Consider the following 20,917-nt stretch of genomic DNA (forward strand, 5'->3'; position numbering starts at 1 on the left):
AGGTCATCGAAACCTCGGATGTCCCATCCGGCGTGATCAATATCGTCACCGGCGACAGCGTGGCGCTGGCCAAGACGCTGGCTGAACATGATGGCGTCGATGGGCTGTGGTTTGCCGGCTCGGCCGAGGCCTCCACCATGGTGGAGAAGGCCTCGATCACCAATCTCAAGCAGACCTGGACCAGCCGCGGGCTGTACTACGATCTCGCCGACCGCCTGTTCGAGGGGGACTACTTCCTCGCCAAGGCCACCCAGGTCAAGAACGTCTGGATTCCATACGGGGCGTGAGGCAGTCGCAGTCTGGCAGCTGACAGCAGGCATCAGCAATCTCCGATCTCGCACTGGGCCCAGGCCCGCCGCCATTTTCACAGTTGAGGAAATCGTCCCGCGCCGGGTGTCGCCCCCGGCCCGAGGCGACTATGGTCGCGCCAGCCGAACCAAGAAGTAGATTCATGTCCGCACTCGACACCCGCATTGCCGCCCAGATTGCCACCGAAGTCGCCGCCCGGCCCGAGCAGGTGCGTGCCGCCGTGGAACTGCTGGATGGCGGCGCAACGGTGCCGTTCATCGCGCGCTACCGCAAGGAAGTAACCGGTGGGCTCGATGATACGCAATTGCGTCTGCTGGCTGAGCGGCTGACCTATCTGCGCGAGCTGGAAGCCCGCCGCGCCGCGATCCTCAAATCGATTGACGAACAGGGTAAGCTCACGAGCGAGCTCACCGCCTCCATCGTGGGCGCCACGACCAAAGCCGAGCTCGAAGACTTCTACCTGCCGTTCAAGCCCAAGCGCCGTACCAAGGCGGAAATCGCCCGTGAACGCGGCCTTGGCCCGCTGGCCGAAGCCATCCTGGCCAATCGCAGCGCTGTCCCCGAACGGCTCGCCGAAGGCTACATCAGCGAGGATGTTCCCGGGACCAAGGAAGCGCTGGAAGGCGCGCGCGACATCGTCGTCGAGAGCCTATCGGAAAATGCCGCCCTGCTCGGCCGGCTGCGCGCCTATATGCGCGACAAGGCCATGCTCAGCGCCAAGGTTCTCAAGGGCAAGGAAGAGGCCGGCGCCAAGTTCTCCGACTATTTCGCCCATTCCGAGCGTTGGGCCAAGGTCGCCGGCCACCGCGCCCTCGCCATGATGCGCGGCCGCACCGAGGACTTTCTCAGCCTCGATATCGAGGTCGATGCCGACGTCGCCGACCCGATCAAGCCTGCCGAGCGCTTTGTCGCCGGCGCGCTCAATGCGCAGGGCAATGGCGCGGGCGACACATGGCTGCGTGACGTTGCTGGCTGGGCCTGGCGCACCCGCCTTCGCGTCACGCTCTCCATCGACCTCATGGTCGAGTTGCGCGAACGTGCCGAAGTCGAGGCCATCGGCGTCTTCGCCCGCAATCTCAAGGACCTGCTGCTGGCAGCCCCGGCTGGCGCCCACACTACTATGGGGCTGGATCCAGGCATCCGCACCGGCGTCAAGATCGCGGTCATCAATGCTACCGGCAAGGTGCTCGATACGGAGACGATCTATCCCTTCCCGCCGCGCAATGACGTCATGGGCTCGCAGGCCGCCATCCAGGCGCTGATCAAAAAGCATGGCGTGCAGTTGATCGCCATTGGCAATGGCACGGGCAGTCGCGAAACCGAAAAGCTGGTCACCGAGCTCATCGAGCGCCTGCCCGCGCCGAAACCCACCAAGGTCATCGTCTCGGAAGCCGGGGCATCGGTCTATTCGGCGTCAGAACTGGCGGCGCTGGAATTCCCCAATCTCGACGTGTCGCTGCGCGGCGCAGTCTCCATCGCGCGCCGCTTGCAGGACCCATTGGCCGAACTGGTCAAGATCGAGCCCAAGGCCATTGGCGTCGGGCAATACCAGCATGACCTCGACCAATACCGCCTCGGCCGCTCGCTCGATGCCGTGGTGGAAGACGCCGTCAACGCCGTGGGCGTGGACCTCAATACCGCATCCGCCGCCTTGCTCGCCCGCATTTCGGGCCTTGGCCCGTCCGTCGCCGAAGCCATCGTCACCCACCGCGATGCCAACGGCCCGTTCCGCTCCCGCAAGGCACTGCTCGAAGTACCGCGCCTCGGCCAGCGCACCTTCGAGCAAAGCGCCGGGTTCCTGCGCATTACCGGTGGCACCGAGCCGCTCGACGCCTCCTCGGTGCACCCCGAGGCCTATGGCGTTGCCCGCAAGATCGTCGCTGCCTGTGGCCGCGACCTGCGCACCATCATGGGCGACAAGTCGGCCCTGTCGGGCCTCGATCCGCGCAGCTTCGTCGATGACCGCTTCGGCCTGCCGACGGTGCGCGACATCCTGGCCGAACTGGAAAAGCCCGGCCGCGACCCCCGCCCCGCCTTCAAGACTGCGACCTTTGCCGAAGGCGTGGATGATATCAAACATCTCAAGCCCGGCATGATGCTTGAAGGCACGGTGACCAACGTCGCGGCCTTCGGCGCCTTCGTCGATATCGGCGTGCATCAGGACGGGCTGGTCCACGTCTCCCAGTTGGCGGACAAGTTCGTCAAAGACCCACACGAGGTCGTCAAGGCTGGCGATGTGGTCAAGGTCCGCGTCGTCGAAGTCGACGTGCCCCGCAAGCGCATCGCCCTCACCATGCGCAGGGAAATCGACGCCACCGCCCCGCGCGAGCGGCCCCGCGACCAGCCCCTCCGCGCCAACCAGCGCCTACAACAGGAAGCCCCCCGCAGCACCGGCTCCCTGGGCGACATGCTCGGCGAGGCAATGCGCAAGAAGAAGTAGCGCGCACTCGTAGTATGGCGAGGCACCCAGTATTCTGCTGGATTTGTGGACTTGTGAGGCTCTCGGCATATCTCGCCCGATGCGCTTGGCGACGATAAACCTCTGCTTTCGGCTGTCCGAGATGGGGCATTGCAGACGCATTGGGGGCCGGGAGTGACTGCCTTTGGCGTGCGGCCGCAGCCAAGCGGACGTCCAAGCTTAGATACCGATGCCCAGGATGGGCCCAAACCCAGCATTCCCAGTAATCAAAGATGTTCGAAGTTTGTTTTTTGCCAGGTAGCTAGTTGGCAGCCCGTTCGCCGAACATTATACTTTCGGAATATTGGGAACGGGAGGCGGGCGTGGAGGATAATTCTTATCTCGAAGTTGCCGTGCAAATGCGTGGCCTGCAAGTTGCGCAGATGATCCACGTGGCGGCGCAACTTGGCGTTGCTGACCGGGTCGGTGAGGGGCGGCCGGTCGCTGACCTTGCCCGGGATGTAAGCGCCCATCCCGAGAAGCTTGTCCGAATGCTGAGGGCACTGGCAGCATTCGGTATCTTTGCTGTGGATGCAGAGCAACGCGTGACCCACACAACGCGATCGCGGCACCTCTGCAGCGACGCAGTTCCAACTCTTCATTACGCGGCTCGATTCTGGGGCATGCCCTCCGTGTGGAGCACCTGGAGCGGCATGGAAGGGACTATTCGGACCGGAGAGGCAGCGTTTGAAGCAACATTCGGCGTAACGAACTGGGCCTATCTCAGCGACCATCCCGACGAGGCTCTGACCTTCGATCAGTTCATGCAGCATAGTCCTGACGATCGGCACGCAGCGGTTGCGGAGGCTTATGATTTTGCCGGCGCCAAGGTCGTAGATGTGGGTGGCGGCAATGGCGCCCTCCTGGCTGCAATCCTCCGTCGGTACCCCGAGACAACTGGCGTGCTGGCCGATCAGGGCGCGGTGATCGCGGCGGCGACCGATGCATTGGGCGCTTTCATCTCGCGTTGCGAGCTCGTACCTACCGACTTCTTTGTCGAGGTTCCTTCTGGTGGCGACATCTATACGATGGCTCAAATCCTCCATGATTGGAGCGACGAGCGTTGCCTTCAGATACTCCGCAATTGTCGGCGCGCAATGCAATCGGGCGCCAAGCTGCTGATCATTGAGCGCATGCTCGATGACGACCCGGCAAAGAACAGCGCTCTCACGCTTCTGGGCGACATGCAGATGATGGCTTTGTTCCCGGGTGCGAAGGAGCGAACGCTTGGCGAATTTACCGCCCTGCTCGCCGCTGCTGGTTACGGTGCGCCCCGGGTTATTGTCACGCGCTCCGCATTTGTAGTGCTCGAAACCGCGCCTGTCTAAGGCCCCTCCATTGAGAAAAGCTCCAACTCGGTGCGAATGCCTGGTGTCAGTGCGAAGTGATTCTGTGCACTCAAATGTCCGCTTCCAGCGCATCGGCCCGCCTAACGACTGGAGTGAGGCGCGAAGCAGACATCGACGAGGCCAACGCTGAGTGCTGCGCCGACACGAATGACCCGGCACGCTGTTGGGGCTGCGAAGTGGTGCGTCCGGCCGGCAGCCATCACGAATTCAACAAAGCGTACCAACTCGACCAGCGGACTGGGTCGGCTCTGGCGAGACAACACGCTTGCGGACAATTTTGACCAACTTATTCCCAGCCAATGGCCTGAAATCAAATTGATCCGCTGCCGCACCTGATGAAGTCGGCCAGACTGCGCACATCTGGCGCAGCTGGTGCTTCAGTTTGCGAAGATTGTTTGCCGCGTGCGAACTGCACAAGGCCGTGTAGGCCGATCTAAGCTCACACTGGCACCAATGGGCAGAAAATCGGGACAGACCTGACCAATCAGCCATTTCAGATACAGCCGGAGGAACATCTGTTGCACTTATCCAATTTTCGCCGTTTGTTGCAGACTACCGCGTTTGCCTGCGTGGCGCTGACAGCCACCCTCGCTCATGCCGATGCGCTCAAGATCGGTGTGTCCAACGCCTACGTGGACACTTGGCGGTCGCAGTTGCTCGACACGCTGAACGCCGCCAATAAGAAATTCGTCGCGCAAGGCATTACCGATGATCTGCTGGTGCAAAGTGGCAATACCGACGTTCAGGGTCAGATCGGCCAGATTCGCGCCCTGATCAACTCCGGCGTCGACGTGCTGTTCGTGATCCCGTCGTCAGAAACCGCGTTGAACCCGGTGCTCAGCGAAGCCACCGATGCCGGGGTGAAGGTGTTTTCGATCACCCAGGCGGTGACTGCGCCGCAAGTCTATGGCGTGATGGTCAACCAGACATCCTGGGCCCTCGGCCACGCGCGCTGGCTGGCCGACACCCTGGGCGGCCAGGGCGATATCGTCATGCTGAACGGTCTGGCGGGCGCGCCGGCCAATGAAGAGCGCGTACGCGCCATGGGTAACTTCCTCAAGGATTACCCCAACCTCCAGGTGCTGAATACCGCCAATGGCGACTGGGATGTGGTCAAGGCGCAGCAGGTCATGTCCTCGGTCTTCGCGGCTCAGCCCAAGATCGACGGCATCTGGGTTTCCGGCGCGATGTCGGAAGGCGTATTGCGGGCACTCGTCGCCGCCAACCCGGTGACTTGGCCAGCTGTGACCGGCGACACCAATATGGGTTACCTGCGCCTATGGCAGAAGGTCATGCAGACCAATCCTGACTTCAAATCGGTTGGCGTGTTCGACCCACCGGGCATTGAAGCCACCACTGCGCTAAAGATCGCGATCAAGCTCAGCGAGGGCCGCGAATTCAAGGATGGTGTGCTCGAAGGGGAGAACCACAACTTCATCTTCGTGCAGGACCCCGCGCCGATGACGGCCGATACCCTCGACAAGTACATCACCGAGAACGAAGACAAGCCCGACAGCTACTTCATCGATTACGAAATGCCCGACGAGCTCGTCGAGGCGATGTTCAAGTAAGCACCCGTGATTTGACGGACATTCTTGGGGGCGCTTCTGCGCCCCCATCCCTGCCTGAGGTCACGATGCACGAAACCCCACTGCTTGCTTCATCGATTACCAGACGCTTTGGCTCGACCGTAGCGCTCCAGGACGTCTCGGTCCGGTTTGAGCCCGGTACGGTTCACGCGCTGATGGGGGCCAACGGCTCAGGTAAATCCACGCTGACCAAGGTGCTGATCGGCCTGGTCAAACCCGATCACGGCGAGGTTCGGCTCGGTCAGGCCATCCTGCCATCGCGCTCGATCATGCATCGTCAGGCCGCTATTGCGGCAGTGTTTCAGGAGACCAGCCTCGTCGCCGACATGACGGTGGAAGAAAACATCTGGCTCACCCGTGAACCGCGCAAGGCATTCGGCGTCGATCGCGCCACCCTGCGCCAGGACTCCGAGGCGCTGGTCAGCATCTTTGCCGATGTTGCCCCCTCGATCCATCCCGACGTCCTGGTGAGAGATCTCGGCCCCGATGCACGGCAGATCGTGGAACTGCTCAAAGCGCTGTCGCAAAATCCGCGCTTCATCATTCTTGACGAGGCCACGGCGAGCCTTGATGCGCGTCAGGCGGCACGGATGGCCGAACTGATCAGTAATTGGCGCGCCGAAGGGCGCTGCGTCATTCTCGTGACCCACCGGATGCACGAAGCAATGGCGCTAGCCGACCAGATTAGCGTCTTGCGCAACGGCGCGCTCGTGGCCTCGCAGCCACGTACGGAAGTGGATGAAGCCCGCGTTGTCGATCTGATGGTCGCCTCATCCCGCCGCGCCGCCACCACTGTCCGTAGCGCAGCTGCCGTCGGCGATGAGGCAGCCAACCTGTCGGCCTGGATCGACCTTGGCCGCCGCGGCAGGGGCTTTGAACTTTCGCTGCGCAAAGGCGAAATCCTGGGGCTTGCCGGTCTGCAGGGCCAGGGTCAGTCACAATTGCTGCGTGGGCTGTTCAGCGGCGATCCCGGCATCAGCGCGTACAGGATCAACGGCCGGCCAGTACGGATCGCCCACCCCACCCAGGCGCTCCGTCACGGCCTTGCACTCGTCCCCGGCGACCGGAATGCCGATGGGCTGTTCCGCATCCTGTCGATTGCCGACAATATCCTGATGGCGTCCTGGAAACGGCTGGCACGCATGGGCTGGCTTGACCTGCGCCGTGCCCGCAACCTGACCGCCACCCTGATCGCCGAGCTGAAGATAAAAGCAGGTTCGCCCGAGCAGCCGGTGCGGGTGCTCTCAGGTGGCAATGCGCAAAAAACCGTGCTGGCACGCTGGCTGGCCACCAACCCGGAATATCTGCTGCTGGATGACCCGACCAAGGGAATCGACGTCGGCGCCCGCGCCGATTTCTACGAGGCGCTGTTCAAGGCGCGTGAGGCCGGGATGGGCATCCTGGTCTATTCCAGCGAAGAGCATGAACTTGAAGCGCTCTGCGACCGCATTGTGGTGATGAGCGAGGGAGAACTGTCCGGGGTGCTGGCGGGACCCGGCATCGCCGCGGAACAGATCGCCCGCGCCGGGTTGAAGGGGGTGCATCTTGGCTGAAGTCATCGTCAAGAGGCGCAGCCCCCTGCCCGACTGGGCGATCTCGGTTTCGGTTCTCGCTATTGCCACCATCGTTTTGTGGTTTCTGCTGCCAGGCTTTTTTCGTCCGGCCAATATTGCTGCGCAAATCCGCACTGCTCTGCCGCTGATGTTTCTGGCGGTCGGACAGATGCTGGTGGTCTCTGCGCGGGGGATAGACCTGTCGCTGGGGGCGCTGTTGGCGCTAGCCTCCTCGGTCATGGTCGGGCTATTCGGCGCCGACCCGGCTCTGCAGTCCAGCCTTGTCGCCATTCCGGTCGCACTGGCCGTCGCGGTACTGGGTGGCACGATCAATGGACTGTTGGTAGCGCGCCTGCGGGTACAACCGGTGGTGGCGACCTTTGCCACCGCCTTCATTTGGGCGGGTTCTGCGCTGTGGGTCATGCCTCAGCCGGGTGGCACGGTGCCGGGCTGGCTGACGGCCTCGCTGCGCGTCGGCCCCTGGGCGCCGGTGCTGGTATTGCTGATCGCTGGGGTGTTCTGGGGACAATTCACCCGCACTTCGACCTTCCGCAAGCTGATCGCCTCAGGCGGCGATCCGATAGCGGCAACCAATAGCGGCATCGACACTGGCAAGGTGCAGTTCTGGACCTACGTTGTCGCCGGACTGCTGACAGGCGTCGCCGCAATCCTGCTGTCAGCCGACATTGCTTCGGGTGATCCCCTGGTCGGGGCGTCGTTGACCCTGCCAACCATCGTGGCCGTCGTGATCGGCGGCACGAGGCTGACCGGGGGCAATGCCACCTATGTTGGCACGATCGCCGGGGTGCTGCTGCTGATCGTCCTCCGCAACCTCGTTTTCGCAGTGGGCCTGCCCTACCAGTGGCAGCCGCTAATCGACGGCGTGCTGATCCTGGGAATGCTGGCAACCGGCGCAGGCCTCAATCTCTGGAGGAACCGATGAGCAATCAGGCACCCGTGGCCGATGGATTGACCCGGCTTGGTCAAAGGCTGACCCATCCGATTGCCATCATCGCCATTTTCACCCTGCTGATGCTGGTCGTCGGGCAGGCGATGACACCGGGCTTTGCTCAGCCCAGCCAGCTGGTTTCGCTGCTCCGGATCGCCGCCTTTTTGGGCTTCATCAGTGCCGGTCAGACCCTGGTGATCCTTGCCGGCAACGAGGGGATCGACCTGTCGGTTGGCTCCATTGTTACTGTGGCGGCCATCATCGTATTCGCGCTTAACGGCACCATCGGCCTGTCATTGGCGATTGTGCTCGCGCTTGGCGCCGGGGCCCTGGTGGGTTTTCTGAACGGGCTCGGCATTGCCGGGCTGGGGCTACAGCCATTGATGATGACATTGGGCATGGCGGGCGTGGTCAAGGGCGCCGTCCTTGTCGTGACTGGAGGCCGTCCAACCGGGACCGAAAATCAGGGCCTGACCGCCTTTGTCACCCAGCCATGGATCGCCGGAGTGCCGGGCACAGTTCTGTTGTGGCTGGCGCTTGGCATCGCCCTGCACATCTTCCTGACCCGCAGCCCCTATGGCAAATCCATTTATGCCTACGGCGCCAATGCCCGCGCGGCACGGCTCGCCGGAATGCGGACCAGGGCGATCAGCATCGCGACCTATACCGCCTCGGGCCTGCTTGCTGCAGTGGGTGGTGTCGTACTGCTAGGCTATACGGGCTCGGTTTTTATCAATCTGGGCGAGCCCTATACCTTGCCCTCCATCGCCGCGGTGGTGATCGGCGGAACGCTGCTGTCCGGCGGAGCTGGCTCGTATTGGGGCACCATGACTGGCGCGTTGATGCTGACCGTGCTGCAGAGTTTCCTGATCATGCTTGGCCTCCCAGAGTTTGCGCGTCAGATCACCTACGGCGCGCTCCTGGTTATGGTCCTGGCGATCTACTCCCGCGCCAATGAGTGAAATGGCCTACCGCTCAACCGCGCCACGGACCCTGCCTTTCACGTCAACCTCGACATCGTCGCCACACGAGATTGCCAGCGCCGCTATCGGCTAGCTGATGGCCGGGCATCGCTTCGCCATCGGCGATCCGGCCCATCACCCGCCGGCTAACCGGTGTGCGTCAGTTGGCGATAGGCATCTTCGACGATGGCGATATGGGCTCGCATCGCGTTCTCGGCGCCATTCCGGTCGCCCTGCAGGATCGCCTCGACGATCAGTCCATGCTCCTGGTGGGATCGCAGCAGGCGCTCCAGCATGCCAAATTGCGCCCGCCGAAATGGCTGCAAGCGCTGGCGCGTCGATCGCGTCAGCTCGCCCAGATAGGCGTTGTGCGCCCCGTCATAGATGGCGCTGTGAAACCCGTCATTGGCCTGGCTGTAACCGGCCGCATTTCCAGCGCGAACGTCGGCCGCCATCATGGTGTGCTGGCGGTCCAGCGCATCCCGCTCCGGCGCCGTCATCGCAATGGCGCTCAACCCCGCGCAGAGCGCTTCAAGATAGCCCATGACCTCGAACATGCCCGCCAGCGTCGCGGCATCGGGCTTGGCGACCAGGGCCTGGGTGTGTGGCTTTTGCTGCACCAGCCCGCTGGCCGCCAACAGGCGCAGCGCTTCGCGCACCGGTGTGCGTGAGACGGCGAAGGCATTGGCGAGGCTCGTTTCGTCCAGCGCCGTGCCCGGGGCGAGATCGCCACAGATGATGCTGTCGGCCAGTTTCTGCCTGATGTCTTCCGCCGATGTGCGAGGGGTACGCTGGTGCACGCTCAAAACCTGTCAGGCTTGGGTAGCCATCATGCTCACATGCGCCGCCGCGACACGCCAGCGCCCGTCCTGCTTGATCCAGGTCTGCATCTGCCGACCAACCTGGCCAGGAAAGTCGTCGCGGTAGAACAGCGTCGACGCCGTGGCAACGTCGGGTCCGTATGTGGTGATAACCAGCCGATCCAGCGTGCGGGTGAATGGCCGCTGCGCCGCCCGGAACGAGCGTATCTCGTCGATGCCATATTGGTTTTCGGCAACGCCGTAGCGCACGGTCGCGTCGCTGGTGACAAACATGGCATCGAGCACCGCCGCATCGTTGGCCAGCAACGCCCGCTCATAGCGCTCGAACGCGTCGGTGACTTCGGCGACAATCGCTGGATCGTTGATGATCATGCTGCCCGCCGCGCCAAAGCGCCCTGTAACGCCGCCAGCGGTGCCACCCAGCCGACAATGCCGCCCTGCGCCGCGATCATCTCGATCGTTGCCGCCTTGAACTGGGCGAAATAGCTTTCGGTAGCATCCTCGATCAGCAAGCACTCATAGCCGCGATCATTGGCCTCGCGCATTGAGGTCTGCACGCACACCTCCGTGGTCACGCCGGCAAACACCAGATGGGTGATCCCTATGGCCTGCAGCGTCTCGTGAACACCGGTGGCCCAGAACATGCCCTTCCCCGGCTTGTCGATGACGATCTCGCCTTCGATGGGCGCCAAGGCCGCCACGATCTGATTGCCCGGCTCGCCCGCCACCAGTAGCCGGCCCATGGCGCCGACCTCCCCGATATGCAGGCTCGGATTGCCGCGCGCGATCTTGGATGGCGGGCAATCGGAAAGGTCCGGCTTATGCGCCTCGCGGGTGTGAATCACCGGCCAGCCTTGCTGGCGGAACACCTCGATCAACCCCGCAACTGTCGGGACAATAGCTTCGAGCCGGGCCACGTCATTGCCCAGGCTGTCGCCGAAACCGCCGGGCTCGATGAAGTCGCGCTGCATGTCGATCACCACAAGAGCGGTGTGGGCCGGATCGAGTGGATAGGGGTAAGGGCGGGCAGGAATATCGATCATCAATGCCCCGCCATATGCTGGCCGATGACATTGCGGTCGGTGTCCTCGATGCGCGAGATATAGTTGATCGTGCCCCCACTCATCACCGCCACCCGGTCGGCCAATTCCAGGATCTCATCCAGGTCCTCGCTGACCAGCAGCACCGCCGCCCCTCTATTGCGCTGCTCCATGATCTGGCTGCGGATTTCCGAGACCGAGGCGAAATCCAGCCCGAAGCACGGATTGGCGACGATCAGCACATCCACATCGCCCGACAGTTCGCGCGCCAGCACGGCCCGCTGCACATTGCCGCCGGACAGCGTCTCGATCGGCGCGTCGGGCGAGGTGGTCTTGATGCGGTAGAGCGCGATCAGTTCCTCGGCCTTGCTGCGCATCGGGCCTGGCGACATCCACCAGCCGAGCTTGGCCACCGGCGGCTTGTCGAAAGCACGGAAGGCCAGGTTTTCCGCCACGCTCATGCGCGGCACGGTGGCGTTCTTGAGCGGCTCCTCGGGTAGGCCGAACACCTTGAACTTGTCGAAGCTGGCCCGCTTGGGCTCGAAGGCCTGGCCGTGAATGCGGATAGCGCCATCGCTCAATGCGCGCTGCCCGGCCAGCGCCTCGACCAGTGCGCTTTGACCATTGCCCGACACCCCGGCAATGCCGACGATCTCGCCCGCATTGACCTTGAGATTGACGGCATGGATGACGTCGGCGCCGTCGAGGTCCTGGGCGAAAAGCCCGGCCAGTTCGAGCACTTCGCGGTTCTCATTGTGCACGCGGCGCGCTGCGCGCTCGCGCACCTCGGTATCGCCGATCATCATCTGGCTCATTTCGGCGACGCTGGCAGACTGGGCATCGCCCGAGCCGGTGAACTTGCCCCGGCGCAACACGGTGAAGCCATCGCAAAACGACTTCACCTCGCGGAACTTGTGCGAGATCATCAATACGGTGATCTCCTTCTTGGCTGCCATGTCGCCCAACAGGCCCAACATTTCGTCGGCCTCTCCCGGGGTCAGGACCGAGGTGGGCTCATCCAGGATCATGAAGCGCTGATCGAGGTAGAGCAGCTTGAGAATTTCCAGCTTCTGCTTTTCACCGGCCGAGAGCGACGACACCTGCGCATCGAGCGGCACCTTGAACGGCATCTGCTCCATGAAGGCGGCGAGCGCCTTTTTCTCCTTGGCCCAATCGATGATCGAGGGGGCATCGGCGCGCGAAATCACCAGATTTTCCGCCGCCGTCAGACAGGGCACCAGGGTGAAATGCTGGTAGACCATGCCGATGCCATTGGCCCGCGCGTCTCGCGGCGACTTGATCGACACCTCCTTGCCATCGAGCAGCACGCGTCCCTTGTCGGGCGAATAGAACCCCATGATCGATTTCACCAGCGTCGACTTGCCGGCGCCATTTTCACCGAGCAGCGCGTGGAACGAGCCGGCCGGAACATCGATCGACACATCGTCGAGCGCCACTAGCGGCCCGAAAATCTTGGTCATCCCCACGGCTTGCAGCGAGGGCGCGCGACCGGTGGTGAGGATTGGTGCGGCAGCGTTCATGGCAGCGCCTCAAGAAAGGTTGCACTATCGGTCACCGCGCCGAACACGCCGCCCTGCATCTTGATCATGTCGATCGCCGCCAGATGGTTCTCCAGCTTGGTCGCTGCGCAGCAATCTTCCAGCAGCAGGCATTCATAGCCGCGATCATTGGCGTCGCGCATGGTGGTGTGCACACACACGTCGGTGGTCACCCCGGCGAACACCAGGTTGCGAATGCCCTTGAGACGCAGCACCAGTTCGAAATCGGTGGCGATGAAGGTGCCCTTGCCCGGCTTGTCGATGATCGCTTCACCCGGCTCCGGCTGCAGTTCCGGAATGATTTCCCAGCCCGGCTCGCCCCGCACCAGGATGCGCCCAGCAGGCCCCTGATCGCCGATGCCGGCACCAATGCGCTGGGACCGCCAGCGCTTGTTCGGCGGCAGATCACTGAGGTCCGGCTTATGGCCCTCACGCGTGTGGATGATGGGATAGCCCTTCGCTCGCATGCCGGCGAGCACCGCCTGGATCGGGACGATCGGAGCGCGGGTCAGGCTGATGTCATAACCCATGGTATCGACGTAACCGCCCGGCGCGCAGAAATCGACCTGCATGTCGATAACGATCAGCGCGGTATTATGCGCCCCCCAATTGCCGTCGAACGGCCAGGGATAGGGATCGGCCGCGATGGTAGTGCCGCCGGGGACCAGCGCGTCTTCGATACGTTCATCGAGGAGGGACATGGAGAGCCTCATTTGGTGATCGAAAGTTCGCCCGGCACCTCGCGCGCAGCCCCCTTGCTACGGGCCGAGGCGATCATGATGAAGAGCGTGAGGATGTAGGGGGCGGCATTGAAGAAGTAATAGCCCTGCGAAATGCCGATCGATTGCAGCGAGGGGCCGATGGCGCCCGCCGCGCCGAACAGCAGCGCGGCCCAGATGCAGCGGATCGGGTCCCAGCGCGCGAAGATCACCAGCGCCACCGCCATCAGGCCTTGGCCCGATGACAGGCCCTGGTTCCAGCTTCCGGGATAGTAGAGCGACAGGAAGGCCCCGCCGACGCCAGCAAGAAAGCCGCCCGCCGCCGTAGTCAGGAACCGCACCAGATCGACCGACACGCCCATGGCGCGGGCCGAGGCGGCACTATCGCCGGTCATGCGCACGATCAGGCCCCAGCGCGTATTGGCGAATGCCCAGCTCATCGCCACCGCGAGGATGATACCCACGAAAAATAGCGGATTGACCTGCAGCGCCTGCGCCAGCGCCGCGTTGCCGGTCCAGTCGCCGAGATGGATGGCGTCGAGCCGTGGCGCCGTCGGCTGGATGAACGGCTTGCCAAAGAAGAACGCGGTGCCAGTGCCAAAGCTCATGATGGCGATGCCGACGGCGATGTCGTTCACCTTGGGTAGCTTGCAGATGTAGCCATGCAGCGCGCCCAGCACGAGGCCGGAGCCACCTGCCGCAAGCACGCCGACCCACGGATTGCCCGAGAGGTAACTGACCGCGTAAGCGACCATGGCGCCGAGCACCAGGTTGCCCTCCAGCCCCAGATTGATGCGGCCGGATTTCTCGGTGAGGCACTCGCCCAGGCCGACGAACATGAACGGCGTCGAAACCCGGATGGCGCCGCCCAGCATGGCGATGAGAACGGTGACGAATGCGCTTTCCATCATGTTCGATCGGCTCCCGTGCCCGGCTGGAAGAATTTGAGGCGGCCATACATGGTCTCGCTAGTCAGCAGAACCACAAAGATGATGCCCTGCAGCACCAGCACGGTGGCGTCGGGCATGCCCATACGCCGTTGCACCAGCCCGCCCGCGGCCGCGATGGCACCGAACAGGATGGCGACGGGAACAACCGCCAGCGGATTATGCCGCGCGAGGAAGGCGACGAGGATGCCTGTGAAACCATAGCCTGCCACCAGCGAGGCGTTGGCCTGGCCATGGATGGCGGCGACTTCGAAGAAGCCCCCCAGCCCCGCGCAGGCGCCGGCAATGACGCAGCACGTGACGACGAGGAAGCCCACCGGGAGCCCCTGTGCCAAGGCAGCGCGCGGATTGCCGCCGGTCATCCGCGCGGCGAAGCCGAACGTGGTGCGCGACATCAAGATGTAAAGCACGATCGCCAGCAACACGCCTGCGCCGAGCCCCCAATGTACATCAGTGAACGGCATGGCGCCGACGCGATAGGCGTCGCCGATCGGCATGGTGGATGGCTTGTTGGCCGAAGCTGGATCGCGCAGCGCCCCTTCGACGAAGAAGTTCATAATCGCGATGGCGATATAGCTCAGCAGCAGCGACGAGATGGTCTCGTTCACGCCGCGATAGTGCCGCAGCCACCCGGCCAGCCCGATCCAGAACCCACCCGTCGCCATGGCTGCAATGGCCATCAGCGGCAAGGTGAGGAACGGCGGCACGCCATTGGTTACCAGCGGAATGGCAACGGCTGCGGCAGCGAAACCACCGAGCACCAAAGCGCCCTCCCCGCCAATGATGGTCAGCCCGATCCGCGCCGGCACGGCGAAAGCCAAGCCGGTCAGCACCAGCGGCGCCGAACGCTGCAAGGTGTTCTGGAACGAGAAGCTAGAGCCGAACCCACCGGTCCACACCAGCGCGAAGAAGTCGACCGGCGATTTGCCGATGATCAGCAGGAACACAGAGAACAGCAGCGCCGAAACCACCAGCGCCGCGATTGGAATGAAGAACGACTCGGCCAGCTTGAGGCTGCGCACATTGGGTGCGCGGGTGACATAGGCGGGTCCGGCGGTTTGTACCGTCATGTTCTCTCCATTCCCTCACGACATTCAGTCGTTACCCTTCTCCCCTTGCGGGAGAAGGTGCCCGAAGGGCGGATGCGGGGTATTTGAGATCGCAGACCCCTCATCCGTCTGCTCCGCAGTCCCTTCTCCCGCAAGGGGAGAAGGGACTCCGCGCAAGCTCTTAAGTCAGCGAGCCCTGCACGCCTTCGAGCAGGTAGTTCATGCCATCGAGGAAAGGGTCGTAGTTGTCGTAGCTCTTGTCGATCACGACCTTGCCGGTGTTGTCCTTGAGCGAGCCGGCATAGATCGGTGTGCCCTTGACCAGTTCGGCGATCGCCGCGTCGGCGGCCTTGATCGCTTCGGGCGTCGCGCCGGCGCCATAGGCGGTGTTGCGCAGCATGTCGTTATTGTAGCCACCGACCATGAAGTTCGGCAGCGGCTCACCCTTGGCGATATTGTCGGCGTAGCCCTTGTAGATGGTTTCCCACTTATACTCGGCGCCAGTGATGAAGCCCTTGGGCGCCAATGGTGCCTGCGAAGCATTATGGCCCAGCGTCTTGACGCCCCGGCCCTCGGCGGTCTCGATGACGACCTTGGGGCTATCGACATGGCAGGTGATGACGTCGCAACCGGCGTCCACCAGCGCATTGGTCGCCTCGGCCTCGCGCACCGGCAGGCTCCACTCGCCGGTGAAGATCACCTGCACCGTGGCATTGGGATTGGTCGAGCGGGCACCGAGCAGCACCGAGTTGATATTGGACAGCACCGAGGGGATCGGCTTGGCGGCGACGAAGCCGATCTTGCCGGTCGGCGAGGCCAGCCCGGCGGCGACGCCGTTCACGTAATGGGCCTGGTTCAAGTAAGGAAAGTAGCTGCCGGCATTCTTGGGATCGGTATCCTTCCACAGCGGCGCGGCATGACGGAATTCGACATCGGGGTACTTCTTTGCCAGCTCCACCACGAAGGGGCTATAATAGCCGAACGAGGTGGCCAGGATCAGATTGGCACCGTCGAGGTTGATCATCGACTCCATCGACTGCGTAACGGCGTCGGTCTCGGGAACGTTCTCTTCCTCGACCACGGTGACGCCCGGCACGCCCTTGAGGATTTCCATGGCCACCGAGTGAGCCTGGTTCCAGCCGAAATCGTCACGCGGACCGACATAGACGGCGCCGATGGTAACGGGCGATTGCGCCCGGGCGAAGCCCATGGGCAGAGCCGCCGCAGCCAGACCAGCAGCGCCGGCCTTCAGCAACGAACGGCGAGATAATGGTAGAAACGACATGACGAGCTCCCTGCACCGAGAACGCGCCCGCTGCGGGCGGCGTCACCAAGGGATAATGCAAGCCACATGCCAAGCCGGGCCGGGCTTTCCCCATGCCGGAATCGCCGATTTAACAAAGACTTAACGAAATGACCGTCGCAGCGTGGGATTCGAATACCGGTCGCGTTTGCCTATAAATTCTACACGTCGCCAATATCTGCTCAATTTATGCCCATTATTTTACGCATTGCATACAATGGCTCGATCGTCGCCCGCAACGCTCTCGATCGACGCCGAGGACGCAGTCCCAGCCGCCAGATTTGGCCAGCGAAACCGCCGATGCCGCTGGCGGCAGGCTCAACGGGCCACTGCCTAAAATTTATCCAAAGCCGGCGCTTACGCCCACTTTTTGCACATGACGCATAAGCGCAGGAACCCTAACCCATTGATTTTACTTTATTTTGATTTTGGCACGCCGCTTGCTCAGTGTAGGCCGAGTAAGGAGCTAGGGTTCCGGCGTTCGCTGAACGCGTCTGGTCCGAGAGCTACCACCATGCGGGAGACATCCGCATGGACGCACGGCGGGACAAAAGCCCGGGAGACCTCGATAGCCAAGGGATTGGCGCGATGGTTTCTGCCGATCCCTTTTTTGTGAGACACGCAAAGGGGAATTGAGATGCGCATTCTTTCCAAAATCGCCGCCACGCTGGCGCTTTCAGCGGCCCTTGCGGGCGGCATGACCAGCCTCGCTCAGGCGCAGGCCAAGACCAATTTCAAGGTGGCCTGGTCGATCTATGTCGGCTGGATGCCCTGGGGCTATGCCAGCGACACCGGCATCGTCAAAAAATGGGCCGACAAATACGGCATCACCATCGAGGTCACCCAGTTCAACGACTACGTCGAGTCGATGAACCAATACACTGCCGGCGCCTATGACGCTGTCACGCTGACCAATATGGATGGCCTCTCCATCCCCGCCGCCGGCGGCGTCGATACCACCGCCGTCATCATCGGCGACTTCTCCAACGGCAATGACGCGGTCATCCTCAAGGACAAGACCAGCCTCGCCGATATCAAGGGCCAGCCGGTCAACCTCGTCGAATTCTCGGTCAGCCATTACCTCCTCGCCCGCGCCCTCGAAAGCGCCGGCATGAGCGAACGCGACGTCAACGTCGTCAACACCTCGGACCCCGACATGGTCGGCGCCTTCCAGACGCCCGACGTCACTGCCATGGTCACCTGGAATCCGATGGTCTCAGAAATCCTGGCTCTGCCCAGCGCCACCAATGTGTTCGACAGCACCAAGATCCCTGGCGAAATCATCGACATGATGGTCGCCAATACCGACGTGCTCAAGGACAATCCAAACTTCGGCAAGGCCCTGGCCGGCATCTGGTATGACACCATGGCCGTCATGACCGCCGACACACCTGAAGGCGCCGCCGCCCGCACCGCCATGGGCGTGGCTTCGGGCACCGATCTCGCCGGCTTCGAAGCCCAGCTCGCGGCGACGAAGCTGTTCGACAAGCCCGCCGACGCGGTGGCGTTCACGTCGTCACCGGATCTCGCCACCACGATGGACAAAGTGCGCACCTTCCTGTTCGACAAGGGCCTGCTCGGCTCCGGCGCCCCCTCCGCCGATGTCATCGGCATCGAACTGCCCGATGGGAAAGTGCTGGGCGACGCCGCCAACGTGAAGCTGCGGTTTACCGATGAGTATATGTCGGCTGCAGCGGCGGGGACGCTATAGGCCCCCTCATCCGGCGCTACGCGCCACCTCCTCCCACGAGGGGAGAAGGGGTCGACTGCGATCTCTCGGTTCCATCCCCTTCTCCCCTTGTGGGAGAAGGTGCCCGAAGGGCGGATGAGGGGTCGCTTCCACTTTACCAACCATCCGAGCACCCATGCGCTGGATCAACACCAAACCAAGCCGCGCCACGCAGATCGCGCTGATGCTCGCGCCGTTCCTGCTGCTGATCGTAGCCTACGGCGTCACCTCGGCCGCCCGCCTCGCCGATAATCCCGCCGACAAGCTGCTCCCCGCGCTGCAAACCCTCATCGACGCCATCAACCGCATGGCATTCCAGCCCGACCCGCGCACCGGCGAATACCTGCTGTGGTCCGATACCGGCGCCAGCCTCGTCCGCCTGTTCTCGGCGCTGGGCATCTCCACCCTGATTGCCCTGTTCTTCGGCATGGTCATCGGCATGCTGCCCTATGTCCGCGCCCTGCTCGCCCCCTTCGTCGCCACCATTTCCATGGTGCCGCCGCTGGCGCTGTTGCCCATTCTTTTCATCGTGCTCGGCCTCGGCGAAACCTCGAAAATCACCCTGATCGTCATCGGCGTCGCCCCCGCCATGATCCGCGACCTCGCGCTCAAGGTGCTGGAGCTCCCCCGCGAACAGATCATCAAGGCCGAAACCCTGGGCGGTTCGTCCTGGCAGATCGCCCTGCGCGTCGTCCTCCCGCAAGTGCTGCCGCGCCTGATCACCTGTCTGCGCCTCCAGCTCGGCCCTGCCTGGCTGTTCCTCATCGCCGCCGAGGCCATCTCCTCGGATTCCGGCCTCGGCTACCGCATCTTCCTCGTCCGCCGCTATCTCTCGATGGACATCATCTTCCCCTACGTCCTGTGGATCACGCTGCTCGCCGTGATCACCAATTTCGCGCTCGATCGCCTGCGCATCGCCGTCTTCCCCTGGTCCAACCTGGAGGCACGCTGATGAGCGAAATCGTGCTCGACAAGGTCTGGAAGGAATATGGCGACCAGATCGTGCTGGAGAAAATCTCCCTCACCATCGCCTCCCGCGCGTTCGTGGCTTTGGTCGGTCCCTCCGGCTGCGGCAAGACCACGTTCCTCAAGATGCTGCTCGGAGAGGAAGCCCCGACCCAGGGGGGCATCACCCTCGACGGCGTGCCGCTGATCGCCGAGCCCGGCCCCGATCGCGGCGTGGTGTTCCAGCGCTATTCGGTGTTTCCGCACCTGACCGTGTTGGGCAATGTTCTGCTCGGCAAGGTGTTCAAGCGCTCGCCCATCGCCGCCCGCCTGTTCGGCGCCGAGCGCCGCGCCGCGATCGATGAGGCCATGACGCTGATCGCCGAAGTCGGCCTCAATGGCTCCGAAACCAAATATCCGGCCCAGCTCTCCGGCGGCATGCAGCAGCGCCTCGCTTTGGCCCAGGCGCTGATCATGAAGCCCAAGGTGCTGCTGCTCGACGAGCCTTTCGGCGCCCTCGATCCAGGCATCCGCGCCGAAATCCACGTGCTGATGAAGCGCCTCTGGCACGAGACCGAACTCACTGTGGTCATGGTCACTCACGACATGCGCGAAGCCTTCACGCTGGGCACTCGCGTCATCGCCTTCGAGCGCCCCCGCGACCGGCCGGAGGAACGCGAACGCTATGGCGCAGTCCTCAGTCGCGACATTGATATCTGGCCGCCGCGCATTGCCGGCGAGAACTCCATTTTTGCCCCCGACCGGGACGACCCGGTCATTCCTTTGGGCCTTCGCCAGGACGACCCGGCGCCACAAGGAGACATTTTACCATGAGCCGCACCCCAGACCAGATCGCCGCCGATCGCGCGCGCTACGAGGAACATCAGCGCAAGGGCCTGCAGAATGCCCCCAAGGCCCTGCCCGGTCCCAGCACCATTCCTGCCGCTGAAATCGCCAATCCGATCCACACCGAAACCATTCCCGGCGGCTGGTACTGGTCGACCATGCTCAAGGCCGGCGACACCATCCGCCTCAGCCAGTCCAATGGCCCCTCTGCCATTTCCATGATCGCCTGGAGCGAAGCCGACACCAGCGAGCGCCTCAACCTGCCGGACACGGTGAAAGTGCAGTGGACCACCGCCATCGCCAAGGGTCGCGTGCTGTTCTCCGATATGGGCCGCGTCATGTTCTCGGTCACCGAGGCCGCCTCGTCCGCCCATGATGGCCTGGTTGGTGGCTCGACCGCCGCCTCCAACGCCGCCAAATACCCCGGCGACATTCGCAATACGCGCGACAACTTCATCCTCGTCGCCGGCAAGCTCGGCCTCGACCGCCGCGATATTCCTTCCGCCCTGACCTTCTTCGCCCCCGTCCGCGTGCTGGATGACGGCACCTTCGTCTGGCGCGAAGACCTGCGCCAAGCCGGCGATTACGTCGAACTGCGCGCCGAGATGGACGTGATCATCGGCCTCTCCAACTGCCCCCATCCGTTCGATCCGAACCCGGCCTACGCACCCCAGCCCGTGGAGGTCATGCGCTATCGCGCCCCTACGCCAACCGCGGACGACCTCTGCCGCACCGCCACCGCCGAAGCCCTTCGCGGCTTTGAAAACAACGCCATGCAGCTGGTCTGAGG

At 63.2% G+C, this 20,917-nt stretch carries 19 protein-coding genes and 1 riboswitch; of the genes, 11 read left to right on the forward strand and 8 right to left on the reverse strand.

Annotated features, from left to right (window positions below; translation table 11 throughout):
• The 7 genes from JWR51_RS22240 to JWR51_RS22270 all read left to right on the forward strand — a co-directional run.
• Positions 1-287, forward strand: a 287-nt coding sequence (locus JWR51_RS22240; protein ID WP_299753013.1) for an aldehyde dehydrogenase family protein, incomplete at its 5' end; no start/stop codon positions are given.
• Positions 288-451: 164 nt separating this feature from the next.
• Positions 452-2,749, forward strand: coding sequence for a Tex family protein (locus JWR51_RS22245; protein WP_299753015.1), 2,298 nt, complete (start codon positions 452-454; stop codon positions 2,747-2,749).
• Positions 2,750-3,090: 341 nt separating this feature from the next.
• Positions 3,091-4,095 carry a methyltransferase gene (locus JWR51_RS22250; RefSeq protein ID WP_299753017.1) on the forward strand — a complete coding sequence of 335 codons (1,005 nt, stop codon included), beginning with the start codon at positions 3,091-3,093 and terminating at the stop codon, positions 4,093-4,095.
• A 539-nt stretch (positions 4,096-4,634) separates the two neighbouring features.
• Positions 4,635-5,687, forward strand: coding sequence for a substrate-binding domain-containing protein (locus JWR51_RS22255; RefSeq protein WP_299753019.1), 1,053 nt, complete (start codon positions 4,635-4,637; stop codon positions 5,685-5,687).
• Between the two features lie 65 nt (positions 5,688-5,752).
• Complete coding sequence (locus tag JWR51_RS22260) at positions 5,753-7,258, forward strand: sugar ABC transporter ATP-binding protein (RefSeq protein ID WP_299753022.1); 1,506 nt, start codon at positions 5,753-5,755, stop codon at positions 7,256-7,258.
• Positions 7,251-8,201, forward strand: coding sequence for an ABC transporter permease (locus JWR51_RS22265; RefSeq protein ID WP_299753024.1), 951 nt, complete (start codon positions 7,251-7,253; stop codon positions 8,199-8,201). Before JWR51_RS22260 ends, JWR51_RS22265 begins: the two co-directional genes overlap by 8 nt.
• Positions 8,198-9,169 carry an ABC transporter permease gene (locus JWR51_RS22270; RefSeq protein WP_299753026.1) on the forward strand — a complete coding sequence of 324 codons (972 nt, stop codon included), beginning with the start codon at positions 8,198-8,200 and terminating at the stop codon, positions 9,167-9,169. Before JWR51_RS22265 ends, JWR51_RS22270 begins: the two co-directional genes overlap by 4 nt.
• 146 nt (positions 9,170-9,315) lie before the next feature.
• Here the strand turns inward: JWR51_RS22270 and JWR51_RS22275 are convergent, their stop codons facing one another.
• The 8 genes from JWR51_RS22275 to JWR51_RS22310 all read right to left on the reverse strand — a co-directional run bounded on the left by JWR51_RS22275 (position 9,316) and on the right by JWR51_RS22310 (position 16,589).
• Positions 9,316-9,969: a GntR family transcriptional regulator gene (locus JWR51_RS22275; RefSeq protein ID WP_299753028.1), complete on the reverse strand. Its 654-nt coding sequence runs from the start codon at positions 9,967-9,969 to the stop codon at positions 9,316-9,318.
• A 12-nt stretch (positions 9,970-9,981) separates the two neighbouring features.
• Positions 9,982-10,362, reverse strand: coding sequence for an oxalurate catabolism protein HpxZ (gene hpxZ, locus JWR51_RS22280; protein WP_299753030.1), 381 nt, complete (start codon positions 10,360-10,362; stop codon positions 9,982-9,984).
• Positions 10,359-11,033: an isochorismatase family cysteine hydrolase gene (locus tag JWR51_RS22285; RefSeq protein ID WP_299753032.1), complete on the reverse strand. Its 675-nt coding sequence runs from the start codon at positions 11,031-11,033 to the stop codon at positions 10,359-10,361. The genes hpxZ and JWR51_RS22285 overlap by 4 nt, the downstream gene beginning before the upstream one ends.
• A complete protein-coding gene (locus JWR51_RS22290) occupies positions 11,033-12,571 on the reverse strand; it encodes an ABC transporter ATP-binding protein (protein WP_299753034.1) in 1,539 nt (512 codons plus the stop codon). Before JWR51_RS22290 ends, JWR51_RS22285 begins: the two co-directional genes overlap by 1 nt.
• Positions 12,568-13,290, reverse strand: coding sequence for an isochorismatase family cysteine hydrolase (locus tag JWR51_RS22295; RefSeq protein ID WP_299753036.1), 723 nt, complete (start codon positions 13,288-13,290; stop codon positions 12,568-12,570). The genes JWR51_RS22290 and JWR51_RS22295 overlap by 4 nt, the downstream gene beginning before the upstream one ends.
• Before the next feature lie 8 nt (positions 13,291-13,298).
• On the reverse strand, positions 13,299-14,216 hold the full coding sequence (locus tag JWR51_RS22300; RefSeq protein ID WP_299753129.1) for an ABC transporter permease: 918 nt from the start codon (positions 14,214-14,216) through the stop codon (positions 13,299-13,301).
• Positions 14,216-15,325 carry an ABC transporter permease gene (locus tag JWR51_RS22305; protein ID WP_299753038.1) on the reverse strand — a complete coding sequence of 370 codons (1,110 nt, stop codon included), beginning with the start codon at positions 15,323-15,325 and terminating at the stop codon, positions 14,216-14,218. Before JWR51_RS22305 ends, JWR51_RS22300 begins: the two co-directional genes overlap by 1 nt.
• 160 nt (positions 15,326-15,485) lie before the next feature.
• Positions 15,486-16,589, reverse strand: a complete 1,104-nt coding sequence (locus JWR51_RS22310; protein WP_299753040.1) for a BMP family ABC transporter substrate-binding protein — start codon at positions 16,587-16,589, stop codon at positions 15,486-15,488.
• Positions 16,590-17,062: 473 nt separating this feature from the next.
• Positions 17,063-17,171, forward strand: a riboswitch (guanidine-I (ykkC/yxkD leader).
• 73 nt (positions 17,172-17,244) lie between these two features.
• On the opposite strand from JWR51_RS22310, the gene JWR51_RS22315 reads away from it, so the two are divergent.
• The 4 genes from JWR51_RS22315 to JWR51_RS22330 all read left to right on the forward strand — a co-directional run bounded on the left by JWR51_RS22315 (position 17,245) and on the right by JWR51_RS22330 (position 20,915).
• On the forward strand, positions 17,245-18,318 hold the full coding sequence (locus JWR51_RS22315; RefSeq protein ID WP_299753042.1) for a putative urea ABC transporter substrate-binding protein: 1,074 nt from the start codon (positions 17,245-17,247) through the stop codon (positions 18,316-18,318).
• Between the two features lie 154 nt (positions 18,319-18,472).
• On the forward strand, positions 18,473-19,288 hold the full coding sequence (locus JWR51_RS22320) for an ABC transporter permease subunit (protein ID WP_299753044.1): 816 nt from the start codon (positions 18,473-18,475) through the stop codon (positions 19,286-19,288).
• Positions 19,288-20,115, forward strand: coding sequence for an ABC transporter ATP-binding protein (locus tag JWR51_RS22325; protein ID WP_299753046.1), 828 nt, complete (start codon positions 19,288-19,290; stop codon positions 20,113-20,115). The genes JWR51_RS22320 and JWR51_RS22325 overlap by 1 nt, the downstream gene beginning before the upstream one ends.
• Positions 20,112-20,915 (forward strand): urea amidolyase associated protein UAAP1, encoded by an 804-nt coding sequence (locus tag JWR51_RS22330; RefSeq protein ID WP_299753047.1) that lies wholly within the window; start codon positions 20,112-20,114, stop codon positions 20,913-20,915. The genes JWR51_RS22325 and JWR51_RS22330 overlap by 4 nt, the downstream gene beginning before the upstream one ends.
• The last annotated feature ends 2 nt before the right edge of the window (positions 20,916-20,917 follow it).

This window comes from Devosia sp. (assembly GCF_028290625.1).
Taxonomy (GTDB): Bacteria; Pseudomonadota; Alphaproteobacteria; order Rhizobiales; family Devosiaceae; genus Devosia.

Bases quoted from the DNA above. Each gene is read 5' to 3' on its own strand.
- JWR51_RS22245 (WP_299753015.1), top strand. From the start codon at position 452: ATGTCCGCACTCGACACCCGCATTGCCGCCCAGATTGCCACCGAAGTC.
- JWR51_RS22260 (WP_299753022.1), top strand. From the start codon at position 5,753: ATGCACGAAACCCCACTGCTTGCTTCATCGATTACCAGACGCTTTGGC.
- JWR51_RS22270 (WP_299753026.1), top strand. From the start codon at position 8,198: ATGAGCAATCAGGCACCCGTGGCCGATGGATTGACCCGGCTTGGTCAA.
- hpxZ (WP_299753030.1), bottom strand. From the start codon at position 10,362: ATGATCATCAACGATCCAGCGATTGTCGCCGAAGTCACCGACGCGTTC.
- JWR51_RS22285 (WP_299753032.1), bottom strand. From the start codon at position 11,033: ATGATCGATATTCCTGCCCGCCCTTACCCCTATCCACTCGATCCGGCC.
- JWR51_RS22290 (WP_299753034.1), bottom strand. From the start codon at position 12,571: ATGAACGCTGCCGCACCAATCCTCACCACCGGTCGCGCGCCCTCGCTG.
- JWR51_RS22295 (WP_299753036.1), bottom strand. From the start codon at position 13,290: ATGTCCCTCCTCGATGAACGTATCGAAGACGCGCTGGTCCCCGGCGGC.
- JWR51_RS22300 (WP_299753129.1), bottom strand. From the start codon at position 14,216: ATGGAAAGCGCATTCGTCACCGTTCTCATCGCCATGCTGGGCGGCGCC.
- JWR51_RS22305 (WP_299753038.1), bottom strand. From the start codon at position 15,325: ATGACGGTACAAACCGCCGGACCCGCCTATGTCACCCGCGCACCCAAT.
- JWR51_RS22310 (WP_299753040.1), bottom strand. From the start codon at position 16,589: ATGTCGTTTCTACCATTATCTCGCCGTTCGTTGCTGAAGGCCGGCGCT.
- JWR51_RS22315 (WP_299753042.1), top strand. From the start codon at position 17,245: ATGCGCATTCTTTCCAAAATCGCCGCCACGCTGGCGCTTTCAGCGGCC.
- JWR51_RS22320 (WP_299753044.1), top strand. From the start codon at position 18,473: ATGCGCTGGATCAACACCAAACCAAGCCGCGCCACGCAGATCGCGCTG.
- JWR51_RS22325 (WP_299753046.1), top strand. From the start codon at position 19,288: ATGAGCGAAATCGTGCTCGACAAGGTCTGGAAGGAATATGGCGACCAG.
- JWR51_RS22330 (WP_299753047.1), top strand. From the start codon at position 20,112: ATGAGCCGCACCCCAGACCAGATCGCCGCCGATCGCGCGCGCTACGAG.